Source organism: Nocardia donostiensis (assembly GCF_002081715.1).
GTDB lineage: Bacteria > Actinomycetota > Actinomycetes > Mycobacteriales > Mycobacteriaceae > Nocardia > Nocardia donostiensis.
Map to the genome: position 1 here is coordinate 20,469 of NZ_MUKP01000012.1, position 14,152 is coordinate 34,620.

The window sequence follows — 14,152 nt, forward strand, 5'->3', positions numbered from 1 at the left end:
CTATCTGTCGGTCCGCGTGCCCGGCAGGACCAGAATTTTGACGTGCTTGTCGGGCTTGCGAAGCGCATCGAAGGCGTCCGCTACTGCGTCGAGACCGACGCGGCCGGTGATGATCGCCTCGGCGTCGATCTTGCCGTCGGCGAGCCGCTGCAACGTGATGTCGTACGCGTTCTCGTAGGGGCCGTGCCCGAAGTTGATGGCGATACGGCGGAACTGGCCGACCACCGGGATGATGATCTCGTCGTCGAACGGCGCGGCCAGCACCTGGATGCGGGAGTTGAACGGCAGCGTGTGCAGCAGCGAGCCCAGAATCCCGGCGCGGCCGCTGCACTCGTAGGCGATGAGGATTCCTTGGCCGCCTTGACCGACGAGGGTGTTGCTCTCGGCGACCATGCGGTTGTACACCTCGATGGGGTCTTCCTCGGTCGGGTCGACGACAACGTCGGCACCGAGCGCGGCGGCGAGTCCGCGGCGTTTGGGTGAGGGTTCGGAGGCGATGACCAGTGCGCCGCGGGCCTTCGCGGCGATGATGGCGCCGAGACCGATGCTGCCGCAGCCGATCACCAGCGCCGAGTCCGCGGCGGTGAGGCCGGACTGCTGCACGTGCATCTCGCCGACGTGCAGTGGTTCGGCGAGCGTGGCGTGTTCGAGCGAGAGGCTGTCCGGTACGTGCCGCACCCAGAACGCGTCGACGACGATGTGCTCGCCGAATGCGCCGTGGTAGTCGTTGGAGTAGCCGATGATCTTGGGAATGCCGGTGCTCGTGTCGGTCGCCAGCCCGATCCCGGCGACCCGGTCGCCGACCGCGAAACCGGTCACGTCCGGGCCGATCTCGGAGACGACGCCGGCGTACTCGTGGCCGAGGACCACCGGCCGGTCGGTGGCGAAGGTGGCCAGCAGGTAACCGGCGTTCTCGGCGACGTGGACGAATCGGCAGGGGTCCTTCGACATGCTCAGGTCGCTGCCGCAGATACCGCAGGCGGCGACGTCGATGCGGATCTGCCCCGGCCCCAGCGCGGGCGCGTCCGGAACCTCGGTCACCGTGAAGGTGCCGTCGTGGAACTGTGCAGCTTTCATGCCTGTGCTCCTTCGGGCTGGCCGTAGTAGTCGGTGTGGGCCTTGGTGAGCGCGCCGATCAGGCCGCCGATGAGGTGGTCGCGGTTGTCTTCGGCGAATTGCAGGCTGGCTTGGCGGCCGACGTTGCGGTGTTTGAAATGCGGGATGACCTCGGCGGCGAAGAGTTCGTAGCTGCGTTTGGTGTCTTCCCAGTCGGCCATGTCGACGTGCAGGATCAGCAGAGTGCCGAAGCCGCCGGTCTTCTCGATCAGCCGCTCGAGCTGCGCGATCGCCTCGTCCGGGGTGCCGATGATCGCCTGACCGAACTCGCCGAGGGTGTCGTTACGCCACTGGTCGATGATGCCGGCCGGGGTCTGCGCCCAGTCCGGGTTCTCGCCGGTCTGGCGGTTGACGTACGCCGCCATCGAACCGATCCGGCGACTGACCGCCCGCTCCGCCTCGCCTCGTGTTTCGGCGAGAAACATCGGGTTCACCAGGCGCCAGGTCGAGCGGTCCGCGATATGGCCGTGCTCGGCCGAGATCTTCTCGTAGACGCCCCAGTTGCGGTCGAGGGCGTCGAAACCGGTGGGGGAGCTGGCGGCGAGGGAGAGCAGCGACAGGCCGTGGGTGCCTGCGAGGACGGACCCGTTGGGGGAGACCGTGGATGCGGTGACGACCTCGATACCGGCCGGGTCGTAGGTGGGTAGCTGGGCGCGGGCGTCGCGCAGGGTGAACCAGTCCGTCTCCATATTGACGACCTCGCCGCGCAGCAGCGGCAGGATCGCCTCGAGCGCCTCGCCCTGGCGGCGGCGCTGGTCGATCGGGTTGATGCCCATCATGTGGGCGTCGAGGGGGATTTTGCCGGGGCCGGTGCCGAAGATGACCCGGCCGCGGGTCTGCAGGTCGAGTTGGGTGATCCGGTCCGCGGTGATCAGTGGGTGGTGGTAGGGCAGGGACACGACGCCGGTGCCGAACCGGATGCGCTCGGTGCGTTCGGCCGCCGCGGCGATGAACACGTCCGGTGCCGGGACGATCTCGGCGCCGGTGGAGTGGTGTTCACCCATCCATGCCTCGTCGAACCCGAGGTGATCGAGGTGCTGCATGAGATCGATATCGCGCCTGAGCTGCAGGGCGGGATCGGCGTTGAGCGGATGGTAGGGGGCGAGGAAGGCCCCGAAGCGGATCGACGCTGCGGACCACATGATGACATCTCCTGTCGGCGGGAAGTGAGCTGTGTCACTCGCTCTGACGTCATGTCTAGCATGGATCAACTGATCTAAAAAGAGACTGGGAAGAAAGCTGATGCTGCGCATATAGTGTTCCCGACCAGCGGGATACGGGTTTGACTGCTAAAGCTCGGGTACATAAATGGATCAGTCGAACCAGCCAGGCAAGCGAATCGGGTCCGAACGCACGGCGAAACACGCTGATCACTCGTGCACACCGAACTCAGTGGCCTATCTCCACCTGGCGTCACCGCGAAACCACGTGCCAAGCTCATGCACATGACCGCCTCCCGCCAAAACCGTCAAGGTGACGCGACCCGCACACGTCTGGTGAAGACCGCTGAACGGCTCTTCGCGGCCAAAGGGCTGGACGCAGTCTCCCTGCGGTCGGTCAACGCCGCCGCCGGCCTGGGGCCGTCGTCGGTCCACTACCATTTCGGCACCAAGAACGAGCTGCTCGCTGCAGTTCTGTTGGATATGGGAACAGCGGTCCGGGACCAGATCAGCGCCAACGTGGACGCACTCGCGGCCGATGAGCAACCGCCCACCGTAGATGCCCTGATACGTGCCGTTACCGAGCCCTACAAGGTACTTCTCCTCCGCCACCGCACTCGGGGTATGAGATGGATCAAGATCGTCACGCACATCTCGCAACAAGGGCATCCAGCCCTAGAGGCAACCGAACTGCGCCTTCGCGACCGTCTCCTCGAACAAGTTCGCCGAACCTTTCCCACCACCGACCCCGACCGGCTCGAGACCCGCTGGGCCATCGCACTGATGGGCTTCTTACAGGCACTGAGCCGGGCGGACGACTGGAGCGACGACCGCAAACCGCTGACGAGTGAACAGCTGATCGACTTCTACGAAGACCAAGTCACCTTCCTCATCGGCGGATCTCGGCAACTACTCGGATGAAGATCCCGAGGAGACCGTGGTCGAGGACACCACATCAGACCGGATCGAGTTCCCCCCGCAGCTCTCGCTTGAGCAGCTTGCCGCTCTGGTTACGCGGTAGCGCCGCGACGAAACGAATGCGCTTGGGCACCTTGAACGGTGCGATGCGCTGTCGGGCATGCTCGATGAGCACCTCGGCGGTGACCTCGTCCGGGTCGGCGTCGTCACGCAGCACGACGACCGCTGTCACGGCTTCGATCCATTTCTCGTCGGGAACGCCGATCACGGCTACCTCGGCGACCCCGGGATGTGTGTAGAGAGCGTCCTCCACCTCCCGGGACGCCACGAGGATGCCCCCGGTGTTGATCACGTCCTTGATCCGGTCCACGACCGTGATGTACCCCTCGGCGTCCCGGGTCACCATGTCACCGGAGTGGAACCAGCCGTCTCGGAACGCCTCCGCTGTGGCCTCCGGGTTGTCCCAATACCCGTGGCACAGTTGCGGGGAACGGTAGAGGATCTCCCCGGGCTCGCCGTCGGGCACGTCGTTGCCGTCGGCATCGACGACGCGCGTCTCGACGAAAAATACTGCGCGTCCACACGACGAAGGACGCTCCTCGTGCTCGTCCGGTCCGAGCACCGTGGCGAGCGGACCGATCTCCGACTGCCCGAAGCAGTTGTAGAAGCCGAGATGCGGATACCGCGCACGCAGCCGGTTCAACACGGTGACCGGCATGATCGATGCACCGTACTGAGCTTTCTTCAATGACGAGAGATCACGCGTGTCCAGATCCGGGTGCCCGGCGAGCGGAACCCACACCGTGGGCGCGAGGAACAGCGAGCCGATCCGGTCGGCCTCGATGCGGCGCAGGATTTCCGGGATGTCGGGCGACTGCATCAGGTGCACGGTCGCCCCCACCGACAGATAGGGCAGCATGAACACATGCATTCCCGCCGAGTGATAGAGCGGCATGCAGATCAGTGGGTTGTCGTCGGCGTCGAGTCCGAGCGCGATCACCGACGACACGTATTCGTGAATCAGAGCGCTGTGCGACATCATGGCGCCCTTCGGTTTCGACGTCGTCCCGGATGTGTAGAGCAGCTGGACGAGATCGTCGCCCGACACGTCGACGGCAAGCTGCGGTACGTCACCGCTGCGTGCGGATTCGAGCAGCGAATCGGCCGCGTCGCGCAGCGCGACGACGTGTTCGACCCCGAGGTCGACGCGGACCGTTTCGAGGTTCTCGAGCAGTCCGGGGTCCACCAGCACCGCTCGCGCTCCGGACTGTGCGAGCAGATAGCGTAATTCGTCACCGGTGAGCGCGTAGTTCACGGGAACGTGAACGAGGCCGGCGCGGGCACAGGCCAGGAAACCGATGACGTACGCGTCGGAGTTGACGCCGTAGCCGGCCACCCGATCGCCGGACCCGAGCCCGAGTGCGAGCAGGTAACCGGCGGCGCGGGTGACGGCGTCGTCGAGTTCGCGGTACGTCCAACTGCGATCGCCGAATATCAGGGCAGTGCGACCGGGCTGCCTGGCAGCGGCCCGCCGGAGTACTCCGTCGACGGTGGCGATGCGTGGATCCTCACTCATATGACGCACGTTATAGGACGTCCAACTATTGCGTAAGGGTTTCTTCCGCGAACTGGGATGTTGTGCGGCCCCCCAAGCGACGCCACTTCAGCTGAAGATCATCGATCATCCTTTTCGCCTCAGTTCGTCGCAACACAGCAAACCTAAAAGCTCGAGTGCGCTCGAGGTCAACGCCGCTGAAGCGACCCGGTGCTGCTGCTGGCGAACCGAGTCGTGCGGGTGCATCGGGACGCGTAACGGCGGCAACGATGTTCCCTCGCGACTGAAAGCTCCTAGCTGCCCGAACCGCTGGCCGACAGCGATTCCAGCAGGCAATCCCAGTGCGGGGCGCCACCAGGGCAGCCCGGGCTGGCGACGGGTTCCGACTTTTCCGCGGGTGCGGGTTCGAGAGGGATAGCGGAAGCCGGTACGACGGCGGCGAAGGGTGCCAGTGCGATTGCGCCGGCGAGGATTCCGGCTCGAAGGTGGGCGCGCATTATGGTTCCTTTCCGGCGGCGCGGGGAGCCGCCGGAGGAGACGCTATTGGAGGGGACGCCGGAGCTGGCAGCCCCGGGAAGTTCTGCCGCAGACGTCAGGGGCATCGCTGCCGCACGGGAAACCCACACGCGGGGCGTTCTTGTGCGGCGTGACCAGGCATCAGACTGATCAGGAATCGAGAAGCGCCGGGCACCGGGCCGGAATTAGCGTGATCAGCATGAACACCAAGACCGGCGTCAACACAGATATCACCATTCACCTCGAGGTGTCCGACCCCACCGCCGCCGAGGCCACCTACGCCGCTGCCTTCGGGTTGGGTGACAAACTGAGCTTCCGTGCCGCGCTGGAGCCAACGACCGGCTTCCGTGGATTCCTGCTGTCTCTGGTGGTGTCCCAGCCGAGCACCGTCGACAGCCTCGTCGGCACCGCGCTCGACGCAGGTTTCACGGAGCTGAAGCCGGCCAAGAAGAGTTTCTGGGGCTATGGCGGAATCGTGCAAGCCCCCGACGGGGCGATCTGGAAGGTCACCACGTCGAACAAGAAGGACACCGGCCCGGCCACTCGGGAAGTCGACGATGTCGTGCTGCTGCTGGGCGTCGAGAATGTCAAAGCCAGCAAGCAGTTCTACGTCGATCACGGCCTGGCTGTGGCGAAGAGCTTCGGCAGCAAGTACGTCGAGTTCGCGACCCCGGGGTCGCCCGTCAAGCTGGCGCTTTACGGTCGCCGCGCCGCCGCCAAAGACGCCGGTGTCTCCCCGGATGGCACCGGTTCGCACCGGATCGTCATCGGCAGTGCTACCGGTCCCTTCACCGATCCGGACGGATTCGTGTGGGAGGCCACGACAGTCTGAGGTCGGGCGGTCCGATGTGAACATTCACCGATCGGCAGGACGCGTGACCGGGACAACGGTCAGCAGACCATCCAGCCCGGCGAAAACCTTACATCGTGGTCGAGGCGTTCGGCGACGCGGTGGAGTGCGCACGCAGCGATTTCCGAGGGACGCAAGTTCGGCGACGCTAGACTGCATCCAGCCGACGCCGAGTTGATCTCGGGCAGCCGGTGACATCGATCTCCACAAAGTCATGTATTCGGCAGGGCCAGGTGTCTGATCGCGTTGGGGCTCGTCCGGTGCAGGGAGTCTGATTGGAGCAGGTAGGGGTAATGCTTTTCGGGAAACGGCGAGGTTGGCTGCGCAAAGCTATGACTGTTGCTTCGGTAGCGGTGCTCATGGCGTCGATCGGCGCCTCCGTGGCCAATGCCACGCCGGTTCGCACACCGGTACTGCGCGCACCGGCAGGCGGTTATGAGGAGCTGTTCGTGCCGTCGAGCATGGGGCCGATCAAGGTCCAGGTGCAGTGGGCTGCGCGCGGTGGGAGCGCGGCACTCTATGTGCTGGACGGGTTGCGGGCACCGAACGATCACAGTCAGTGGGTCAGCGACACAAACGCGCTGCGCCAATTCGCGGGCGATAACGTCACCTTGGTGTTCCCGGTCGGCGGCCGGTCGAGTTTCTACGCCGACTGGTATCGGCCGAGTCATACCAATGGTCAGAAAATAACCTACAAATGGGAAACCTTCCTGACCGAGGAACTGCCCGCGTTCCTGGCCGGATATGGGGTATCGCGGACCAACAACGCCGTCGTCGGGGCATCCATGGGCGGCAACGCCGCACTGATTCTGGCCGCCTATCACCGCGACCAGTTCAAATTCGCCGGGTCGTTCTCGGGTTTCGTGCACCCGACGTTCCCGCTCTGGAGCGAAGCCATGCGCGCAGCGATGTGGGACGAGGGCCACTTCAACCCCGACGACATGTGGGGCCCGCCCAGCGACCCCGCATGGGCCCGTAACGACGCCACCGTGCAGGTCGGACGGCTGCGCGGCTTGCCGATCTACGTCACCACCGGCAACGGCCTACCCGGTGCGCTGGACGCACACAACAGGGTGTCCGACACCACGAATGGGATGGGTCTGGAGATCCTCACGATGATCGCCGCCCAGATGTTCCGCGACCGAGCCGCCGCCCAGGGCATCCCCGCCCGCGTGGACATCACCAACGGCACCCACAGCTGGCCCTACTGGCAACAAGCCCTCGCCACAGCCCGCCCGATGATCCTCGACGCCCTCGGCGCGCACTGACTGCTCAGTCGCGCCCCGTTTCCGTTACCAGCCGGGCGGGCTGCCTATCCCATAGGGGTGCTTGCGAGCAGAAAGCCGAGCAGGGCAGTGACGGCGATGATGCCGGTACCCAACAGTGGCCAGACGTGCATCCTGGTGTTACGGGAAAAGGCGACCACGGCGCCGACCACGCCCACCCCGAAGCCCGCCGCAATGCCCAACCACGTCAGAACCATGGCAAGCAAGATAGGCGGGTGCGGGCAGTGGGGACCAGGGCTGCAAGAAGGTACCCCCAGCGGGAGTATCACCGACATGAACAAGGCCAGCAGCGCCGTACCGCACAGGACGATGAACAACACGGCCGTGGCGGCCACCTGTCGGCCAGATACACTGGTACGCGTTTGTTTCGACATATCTCAAGGCTGGCGCACCACCAGCGCCGAAAGAATGCGTGTCACTACTCCTCGGCATGCGTAGTATCCCCCCACTGCGTTGAGCCCTCGAGGCACGTTGTGCGGCGACCGACCGGCCTGTGCAGCGCAGAAGAACCGTGCGCGTCCGCGTAGAAGTACTCAGGTCAAGCACCTCCCATCCGGCAATACTCGAAGCCGCAACTTGTTCGAGAGAGAAGGTGCTGTGAACGACGGTTTCGACGGTATGCGGGTGTCGGCGGTGATCACCGGTACGGCAATCCTGTTGGTACCGCTGGTCGACGCGGCGATTCGCCTCGCGACTCCAGGATGGATATTGGCTTTCGTGTTCCTCTACGGGGCGCCTATCTGGATGCTCGTCTACGCTGCGCTGATCTGGATGGCGTGCGGCTTGTTCTCGTCGACCAGCAGTTTCGCGGAGGCCCCGAGAACACCTCGGGCGATCGTGCTGGCACTGCTGTGGGTATATCTGGCCGGTCTTACCTTCTTCTGCTGGTTCATGTCCGACGGCGGAGACGCGGACGACTGGCAGTCGCCGGTGAGTCTGCTGCTCAGGGTGGACGGGTCCAACAGCAGTACACCCGAATACCTGAACCGGGCCCAGGAACTGGCGGTTCCCGCGCTGCTCATCGGCCTCGCGGCGGTGCTTGCCGCAATGATCGGATACGGCGTCGTCGTCTGGCGCCAGCGTCGACGGGACCGGGCGTACCTGACCGCCGCCGGTGTGGAAGTACAGCCATGACGGAACGCTGCTCATCGTGAGCCGGTGAGTCGGCAGACTCAGCCGAGATACCGCTCAGGTTCCTGATGATGCGTTCTGCGGTTCGTTTGTGCCATTTGTTCTTCGAGCGGGTGAAAGGTTCCACTTGCTCGCGGATGCCTCGGCGTTGTCGTCGAGTGCGACGGTGGTGTCGGCGATCGCGTCGAGCATCTCGGCGACGGCTTGCCGGACTTCGGCCCACCCTTGCTCGAACCGGGAACCCTGCCTGCCGGTCCAGGTGGCGATGAGCTGGTCGACGTCGGCATCCAGCGAATCGAAGCCGGATTTCAGGGAAGCGAGGATGTTCTTGATGGCCGCGGCGCGGCGACCAGCTCGGGAGTCGTCACGTTCGGCGGCTGTCCCTCATTCGAGGCTGCTTGGCTCATGATTCCCTCCCCACATCGGCACCGGACCGAAACGATCTCCTGGTCGAATGCCCGACTACTGCAGTGTGACTCGCGGTTCCAACGCGATCAACCGCTGACGTTCTCGCTTGTGCCGCGACCCGCCCGCTCAGGTTGGCATCGAGCTAGCGGGTGGCGGGTCGTCGGCTGAATTCGCGTATGACGGCGGACGATGCGGTGGCGACGACATCATCGACCCAGTCCGGGATCGGGGCTGCGCGGGCGATGAAGTCGCGGACCAGGCCGTATGGGATGGCCTTGACTGCGGCACCCGCGATGGTCATAGCGCGTTCATCGGCGGCGCCTAATTGCTTGGTGACGGCGTCGCGCAGGGCGGCGTTCATATCGTTGTTGACGGTGGCGATCCCGGTTCGCAGGTCGTCGGGCCCGGTCTCGAGCAACTCGTCGCGGTGGAACATCTTCATCGCCCGCGCCTCGGTCGGGTGATCGCGGCAATAGCGCGGCAGGTACGTCGCGGCGGCGAGGAGCGGGTCGGGTCCGGACAGCGCTTCGATGAGACCGGTCTGGAAACGGCGGATCGAGCGCAGCCATAGTCGCGCGAGCAGCTCGTCGCGGGAAGCGAAGCGCACGTAGATCGAGCCGGTTGGTATGCCGGAGGCGGAGCTGATCGCGGCGATTCCCGGTCGGGTGATCGCCGGGTCGGCGAGCAGATTGCGGGCGGCATCGAGGATCTGATCATCGGTGAAGCGCCGGGGTCTTGCCACGGGGACAGCCTAGGACATAGTTTTAGAATATGGATTCAAAAACAAAGTTCCCGGTAGTCGGCAGCATGCTCACCTTCATCGGAGCGGCCCATACCGCGCTGGGCGTTGTCATATGGGCCACGAAAGACCAGGACATCGAGCTGTCGTTCTGGTTCACCGCGTTCGGCGTCGCCGGAACCGCCCTGGGGGTCGCGGTCATCGAAGTGGAGCGAGCGCGCGGCCACGTCACCGCGCCGATCCTCGCCGCGACCGCGGTACTGGCCGGTTTCGGACTCGCCTTCGAGCCCGTATCTGGCTTCCTCACCGTCCTCGTGCCCCTCGCCGCCGGCGTCGGCGGCTGGATCAGGAGGCGGAATATCGTGACCGCCGTGGCCTAGGGCGCTAGTGACCGGATCACCCAGGAGGGGAGTCGCGAATGACACAGTGGCGGGACACCACATCGGCTTCGGCGCAAACCGACTTGGACGGCTTGCTGGACGCGGCGCTCGATATGGCCGAAGGCAGGCCGGCGGAGCGGGGAGCTTCTTTCCGTTCGGCGTGGTGGTGGACCGGGACGGTGCAGTAGAGGCTGACGCGGACGAATCCGCTTCGGCTCGAGCAGCTTCCGAGCAGCTGGTACGCGCCATACCCGGGATGCGCCGGGATGTCAGGCCGGCTGCGATAGCGACTGATGTGCGGCTGCCGGAAATCGGCGGCGACGGAATCAGCGTCTTTCTCGAACATGCCGAGGGAGTGGCGCTGAGCGTTCTCGAGGCGTATCGGTTGGACGCGGGTGAGGTGGTTCCGGGAACGCTGGAAGCACATTCCGAACGCCGCCAGATCTGTAGTTGACCGGGGCTTTCTGCTTCGGTCGGCCTCACCAGTGTGGTTCCGGTCGGTCATCTTCCCGCGCAACCGGTTTCAGTAGAAGCCTGTGGTTCGGTGCGTCATGCGATCTGTTGTCCATCTCCTGGTGCGGGGCGGGTGCCTCTGCGGCGGCTCACCACGGCCGTGATCAGGCCCGCCGCGACCAGGATCTGCCCCAACATCAACGATGCAGGCAGAAACAGCAACTCCCATCCAGTTGAGCCGTATTTCTGCGACCACACCACGATCGCGATGGCCAGAACGCAGGTGATCACGTGCCCGAGTGCCATCAACGTGCCAGCCCACGCCCGATCGACGCGCCGCACCAATCCGATCGTGAATCCAATCGTGCCCGCGATGGCTCCTACCAGCGCGGCGGCCAACCCGACCGGTGTCGGGAGCACCACCATCAGCTCGAAATAAGGGCCGGGCTCGATCACCCCGGTGGTTACCAGCTGCGGCGCCGTGAACAGCAATACCGATGCAGTGCACAGCACCGAGACGACCGATGTGGTCGCGAGTGTCTTCATGTCGGCAAACTATCCGAGACTTGCCAGGTTGCTCGGCAAGTTCCTGTCGCACAGTGTGCCGGAGCCACCCTGCCGGCCGGGGCGAGCTGCCTGTGCACCCCGGGCATAATGAACCGAAGAATTGCTGACATCCGAGTAGGGGAAGTCCGGTGCAAGTCCGGCGCTGACCCGCAACGGTAAACCGTCGATGCGACGGTGAGCCCGATTACCTGCCCGGATGTTCGCGACTCCCGAATATCGCCGTGGTCTGCGAGACGGAGTCCGGCAAGGCGGTGTGGGCTGCGCTCCCCGCGTGCGGTCTGCGTGTTGCGCCACTCGAGCAGAACGACGAGGTCGACATGTCCCGCCGCCGTGCCGCCACCATGGTCGCCGCGCTCACCGACGCCTATACCGTCGCCGCTGCCGCGCTCGGTGACTTCGCCGCCACCATCGACATCCCCTCGGCTTCGCTGCCGGGAACGCTGCTGACCGACCCGGCATGGCTGGCCGACCGCGTCGCCGACACCGGTCGCCGCTGGGACTGCGCCGACCCGCGGACCAACGGCACCCTGTGGTGGTATTCGGCCAGCTCCACCTTCGTCGCGGCGCCGCTGGCGATGCTGCTCACCACCGGATACGCACCAGATCCCGACCCCACTCGGCTGCGGATCTCGCTACGCGACTACGGGTATCTCGCCGCCGTCCGGTCCGATCGGCTGCTCGGGTCGGTCGACGAGCTCGCGCCCGCCCTGCACGCGGCCTGCGCTGCGATCATCGTCCCGCTCTCGGCGGTATCGGGCGCAGCGCCGCGGGCACTCTGGGCGATCGTCTCCGATTCGATCGCCAACCGTGCGCTCGGCATCGGCCGCGAAACCGGCCGTGTCGCCGACGGGTGTGCGCTGGCCGCCGCACTGTCCGCTCCGCCATTGCTGCCACCGCGGTACATCGACCTCACCAGTCCTGCCGGCCAGCGACGATTCGTACGCCGCAGTTCATGCTGCCTGATCTACCTGGCCACCGACAGCGACAAATGCTCGAGCTGCCCGCGCCGCAGCCCCGCCGATCGGGAAACCGCGCTGCTCCGGCATGTGCCGGGCTGACTGGTAGTTTCTTCGCCAGCAACGGTCGCACGATCGTGTCCAGAAGAATTCGGGTTCGGATAGCTCTGGCAACGCTCCAGGAAACAGTCAGCCTTGATCGGCGACCGTGATGGTGCGGATCACCCGCGCCGGGTTCCCGACGGCAACCACGTTCGGTGCCAGATCAGCGGTGACCACCGAGCCGGCACCGACCACCGTGTTCTCGCCGATCGTGACACCGGCCAAGATGATCGCGCCGCTTCCCAGCCACACGTTGTCACCGATGGTGATCGGTGCGGCTGATTCCCATTTCGCTCGGCGTTGTGCGGGATCGATCGGATGAGTGGGCGTGAGCAGTTGGACGTTGGTGCCGATCTGCACATCGTCTCCGATCGTGATGGACGCGACATCCAATGCCACCAGGCCGAAGTTGACGAAAGAGCGGGCCCCGATACGAATGTTGCTGCCATAGTCGACCCGCAGGGGAGGGCGGATCTCCGTGTCGGCGCCGAACTCGCCGAGCAACTTCGTGAGCAAAGCGTGCCGCTGGGCCGCTTGACGCATCGGTGTGGCATTGAACGCTTCCACCAGGTCCATTGCTCGCAGATGCAGTTCGATCAGTTCGGGGTCGTCGGCGATATACGGGTCACCGGCGAGCATGCGCTCGCGCATGGGGCGGTCATCCGAGGGCTGCCTGGACATCTGCCCGAGGGTAATCGCTGCGGGCGCGTCGGAGCGAATACGGCGCGCCCGCAGGGCCCGGTCCGCAACGGCGAGGCACGGTCAGGGCATGTACTCGGCGAGTTCGAAGGAGGTGCTGCCGACCTCGATGTACAGGCCGGTGGCGCTGCGGAAATAGGTCGCCATGAACGGGACCCTGGCGATGAACGTCATCCCCGATGCGGCCAGCCGGTGTTCCGCGGCCGACACGTCCGAGGTGAAATAGACCAGATGCACCGGTGTCGATGTCGGGGTGCACTGTTGCGCGATCGGGTCCGGGTCGGGGGTTTCGATACTGAGATGGGGAGAGCGCTTCGCCGAGGAATGCACCTCGTGCACGAGCGGCCGCACAACGCCATCGGCATACTGCCAGGGCAGCGGGACGGGCATCGGCATTTTCCACCGTATCCCGAATGCGTCCGTGAGCTGCCTCTTCAACCCATCGACATCACACGCGACCAACGTGAACGAACGTATCGAGCCGAGGCCGCTCGCGTCGACCGGCCCTGGCGCTGCCAGCGAGGCCGGGTCGATCAGGCGAACCAGCACACCACCGATACCGCGCCAGAAGGTGAAGTCGTCGGATTCGGCCACCAATGTGAAACCGCTGCCGGCGAGGCGTTTCCCGGCGGCATCCAGGTCGGGGGCGGCATACGACAGGAACGCTGATCCACCCGCCGCCCAAGGGCCGACCGCGGGCGAAGCCTGCTCGAACGTGAGGACCGGTGAACCGTCCACCGAATGGGTCCGCCGCAAAACCACCGAGCGCGGCTTCGTCTCTCCCGCCATGGTGACAGAAACAGTCGTTACGGATGCCGGGGCGAACCGGGTGCTCAACCCGGATGCCAATTCCGCAGCAGCACTGTCGACATCGGTTACCAGGAATCCGATGTGCTGTGGCACCTCGGAAAGGGCAGTGGTGTCGGCGCGGGCGGCCCCGACGGGACCGGTGATCGGTGTTGCCGCGAACGGCAACAGGGCTGCCATGACAATGGTCACCGAGAAGGCAACCTGCCGATATAAGCGAAACCTCATGTGTTCAAAACCTTGTGACACGGACGGCAATGGTTGTCGTCATACGAGCTCCAGAGCTTAGGGCACACCGCTCGAATTCGCGCTCGATTCACTTGTCGTATAGAGGCTTCTGGCGCTGCGGGCCGCCTGGCTGGTCGCTGATCCGATCTCGAGCCGTGATCAGCGCCGAGCCACGAACTCGGCCGGGCGGCGATTATGACATACACAACACCAATCGGCGATCTGGACACACTGCGATGGTGCGCCGAGTACGCTCCTTGCTGAACTTGGCCGCCGAGCGT

Annotated in this window: 18 protein-coding genes and 1 riboswitch; of the genes, 8 read left to right on the top strand and 10 right to left on the bottom strand. The window is 65.1% G+C overall.

The window, feature by feature from the left end:
* On the bottom strand, positions 1–1,077 hold the full coding sequence (locus B0T44_RS10285; RefSeq protein WP_077117088.1) for an alcohol dehydrogenase catalytic domain-containing protein: 1,077 nt from the start codon (positions 1,075–1,077) through the stop codon (positions 1–3).
* Entirely contained in the window at positions 1,074–2,258 is a 1,185-nt protein-coding gene (locus B0T44_RS10290; RefSeq protein ID WP_077117090.1) for an LLM class flavin-dependent oxidoreductase, read from the bottom strand. The genes B0T44_RS10285 and B0T44_RS10290 overlap by 4 nt, the downstream gene beginning before the upstream one ends.
* Before the next feature lie 303 nt (positions 2,259–2,561).
* On the opposite strand from B0T44_RS10290, the gene B0T44_RS10295 reads away from it, so the two are divergent.
* The gene (locus B0T44_RS10295; protein ID WP_077117371.1) at positions 2,562–3,197 is read left to right on the top strand and encodes a TetR/AcrR family transcriptional regulator; all 636 of its coding nucleotides are present in this window, start codon (positions 2,562–2,564) and stop codon (positions 3,195–3,197) included.
* Between the two features lie 34 nt (positions 3,198–3,231).
* Here the strand turns inward: B0T44_RS10295 and B0T44_RS10300 are convergent, their stop codons facing one another.
* Positions 3,232–4,770, bottom strand: coding sequence for an acyl-CoA synthetase (locus tag B0T44_RS10300; protein ID WP_077117092.1), 1,539 nt, complete (start codon positions 4,768–4,770; stop codon positions 3,232–3,234).
* 272 nt (positions 4,771–5,042) lie between these two features.
* On the bottom strand, positions 5,043–5,246 hold the full coding sequence (locus tag B0T44_RS10305) for a hypothetical protein (protein WP_077117094.1): 204 nt from the start codon (positions 5,244–5,246) through the stop codon (positions 5,043–5,045).
* Positions 5,247–5,464: 218 nt separating this feature from the next.
* On the opposite strand from B0T44_RS10305, the gene B0T44_RS10310 reads away from it, so the two are divergent.
* The gene (locus tag B0T44_RS10310; protein ID WP_077117373.1) at positions 5,465–6,097 is read left to right on the top strand and encodes a VOC family protein; all 633 of its coding nucleotides are present in this window, start codon (positions 5,465–5,467) and stop codon (positions 6,095–6,097) included.
* Between the two features lie 311 nt (positions 6,098–6,408).
* Positions 6,409–7,383 (top strand): alpha/beta hydrolase, encoded by a 975-nt coding sequence (locus B0T44_RS10315; RefSeq protein ID WP_077117096.1) that lies wholly within the window; start codon positions 6,409–6,411, stop codon positions 7,381–7,383.
* Positions 7,384–7,427: 44 nt separating this feature from the next.
* On the opposite strand, the gene B0T44_RS27095 is transcribed toward B0T44_RS10315, so the two are convergent.
* A complete protein-coding gene (locus B0T44_RS27095) occupies positions 7,428–7,598 on the bottom strand; it encodes a hypothetical protein (protein ID WP_175648025.1) in 171 nt (56 codons plus the stop codon).
* Between the two features lie 400 nt (positions 7,599–7,998).
* Here B0T44_RS27095 and B0T44_RS10325 point away from each other — a divergent pair, with 400 nt between their 5' ends.
* The gene (locus B0T44_RS10325; RefSeq protein ID WP_077117100.1) at positions 7,999–8,535 is read left to right on the top strand and encodes a hypothetical protein; all 537 of its coding nucleotides are present in this window, start codon (positions 7,999–8,001) and stop codon (positions 8,533–8,535) included.
* Between the two features lie 54 nt (positions 8,536–8,589).
* Here the strand turns inward: B0T44_RS10325 and B0T44_RS10330 are convergent, their stop codons facing one another.
* Positions 8,590–8,865 carry a WXG100 family type VII secretion target gene (locus B0T44_RS10330; RefSeq protein WP_081511896.1) on the bottom strand — a complete coding sequence of 92 codons (276 nt, stop codon included), beginning with the start codon at positions 8,863–8,865 and terminating at the stop codon, positions 8,590–8,592.
* A gap of 217 nt (positions 8,866–9,082) precedes the next feature.
* Complete coding sequence (locus B0T44_RS10335) at positions 9,083–9,682, bottom strand: TetR/AcrR family transcriptional regulator (RefSeq protein WP_077117102.1); 600 nt, start codon at positions 9,680–9,682, stop codon at positions 9,083–9,085.
* A 29-nt stretch (positions 9,683–9,711) separates the two neighbouring features.
* Here B0T44_RS10335 and B0T44_RS10340 point away from each other — a divergent pair, with 29 nt between their 5' ends.
* The 3 genes from B0T44_RS10340 to B0T44_RS27105 all read left to right on the top strand — a co-directional run bounded on the left by B0T44_RS10340 (position 9,712) and on the right by B0T44_RS27105 (position 10,513).
* A complete protein-coding gene (locus B0T44_RS10340; RefSeq protein ID WP_077117104.1) occupies positions 9,712–10,059 on the top strand; it encodes a DUF6463 family protein in 348 nt (115 codons plus the stop codon).
* Positions 10,060–10,097: 38 nt separating this feature from the next.
* Entirely contained in the window at positions 10,098–10,247 is a 150-nt protein-coding gene (locus B0T44_RS27100; protein ID WP_175648026.1) for a hypothetical protein, read from the top strand.
* 107 nt (positions 10,248–10,354) lie between these two features.
* Positions 10,355–10,513 carry a hypothetical protein gene (locus B0T44_RS27105; protein WP_175648027.1) on the top strand — a complete coding sequence of 53 codons (159 nt, stop codon included), beginning with the start codon at positions 10,355–10,357 and terminating at the stop codon, positions 10,511–10,513.
* 95 nt (positions 10,514–10,608) lie between these two features.
* Here the strand turns inward: B0T44_RS27105 and B0T44_RS10350 are convergent, their stop codons facing one another.
* Positions 10,609–11,058: a hypothetical protein gene (locus B0T44_RS10350; RefSeq protein ID WP_077117108.1), complete on the bottom strand. Its 450-nt coding sequence runs from the start codon at positions 11,056–11,058 to the stop codon at positions 10,609–10,611.
* 116 nt (positions 11,059–11,174) lie between these two features.
* Positions 11,175–11,289, top strand: a riboswitch (cobalamin riboswitch).
* Between the two features lie 11 nt (positions 11,290–11,300).
* Here B0T44_RS10350 and B0T44_RS10355 point away from each other — a divergent pair.
* Positions 11,301–12,137 carry a (2Fe-2S)-binding protein gene (locus tag B0T44_RS10355; protein WP_245839476.1) on the top strand — a complete coding sequence of 279 codons (837 nt, stop codon included), beginning with the start codon at positions 11,301–11,303 and terminating at the stop codon, positions 12,135–12,137.
* 87 nt (positions 12,138–12,224) lie between these two features.
* Here the strand turns inward: B0T44_RS10355 and B0T44_RS10360 are convergent, their stop codons facing one another.
* Both B0T44_RS10360 and B0T44_RS10365 read right to left on the bottom strand, forming a co-directional pair.
* Entirely contained in the window at positions 12,225–12,818 is a 594-nt protein-coding gene (locus tag B0T44_RS10360; RefSeq protein WP_077117110.1) for a sugar O-acetyltransferase, read from the bottom strand.
* 81 nt (positions 12,819–12,899) lie between these two features.
* On the bottom strand, positions 12,900–13,835 hold the full coding sequence (locus B0T44_RS10365) for a VOC family protein (RefSeq protein WP_139347823.1): 936 nt from the start codon (positions 13,833–13,835) through the stop codon (positions 12,900–12,902).
* Positions 13,836–14,152: the final 317 nt, after the last annotated feature.

Excerpts from the sequence above, each read along its gene's own strand:
- B0T44_RS10350 (WP_077117108.1), bottom strand. The coding sequence starts at position 11,058 with ATGAAGACACTCGCGACCACATCGGTCGTCTCGGTGCTGTGCACTGCA.
- B0T44_RS10360 (WP_077117110.1), bottom strand. The coding sequence starts at position 12,818 with ATGTCCAGGCAGCCCTCGGATGACCGCCCCATGCGCGAGCGCATGCTC.
- B0T44_RS10315 (WP_077117096.1), top strand. The coding sequence starts at position 6,409 with ATGCTTTTCGGGAAACGGCGAGGTTGGCTGCGCAAAGCTATGACTGTT.
- B0T44_RS10310 (WP_077117373.1), top strand. The coding sequence starts at position 5,465 with ATGAACACCAAGACCGGCGTCAACACAGATATCACCATTCACCTCGAG.
- B0T44_RS27095 (WP_175648025.1), bottom strand. The coding sequence starts at position 7,598 with ATGGTTCTGACGTGGTTGGGCATTGCGGCGGGCTTCGGGGTGGGCGTG.
- B0T44_RS10340 (WP_077117104.1), top strand. The coding sequence starts at position 9,712 with ATGGATTCAAAAACAAAGTTCCCGGTAGTCGGCAGCATGCTCACCTTC.
- B0T44_RS10305 (WP_077117094.1), bottom strand. The coding sequence starts at position 5,246 with ATGCGCGCCCACCTTCGAGCCGGAATCCTCGCCGGCGCAATCGCACTG.
- B0T44_RS10290 (WP_077117090.1), bottom strand. The coding sequence starts at position 2,258 with ATGTGGTCCGCAGCGTCGATCCGCTTCGGGGCCTTCCTCGCCCCCTAC.
- B0T44_RS10285 (WP_077117088.1), bottom strand. The coding sequence starts at position 1,077 with ATGAAAGCTGCACAGTTCCACGACGGCACCTTCACGGTGACCGAGGTT.
- B0T44_RS10295 (WP_077117371.1), top strand. The coding sequence starts at position 2,562 with ATGACCGCCTCCCGCCAAAACCGTCAAGGTGACGCGACCCGCACACGT.
- B0T44_RS27100 (WP_175648026.1), top strand. The coding sequence starts at position 10,098 with ATGACACAGTGGCGGGACACCACATCGGCTTCGGCGCAAACCGACTTG.
- B0T44_RS10300 (WP_077117092.1), bottom strand. The coding sequence starts at position 4,770 with ATGAGTGAGGATCCACGCATCGCCACCGTCGACGGAGTACTCCGGCGG.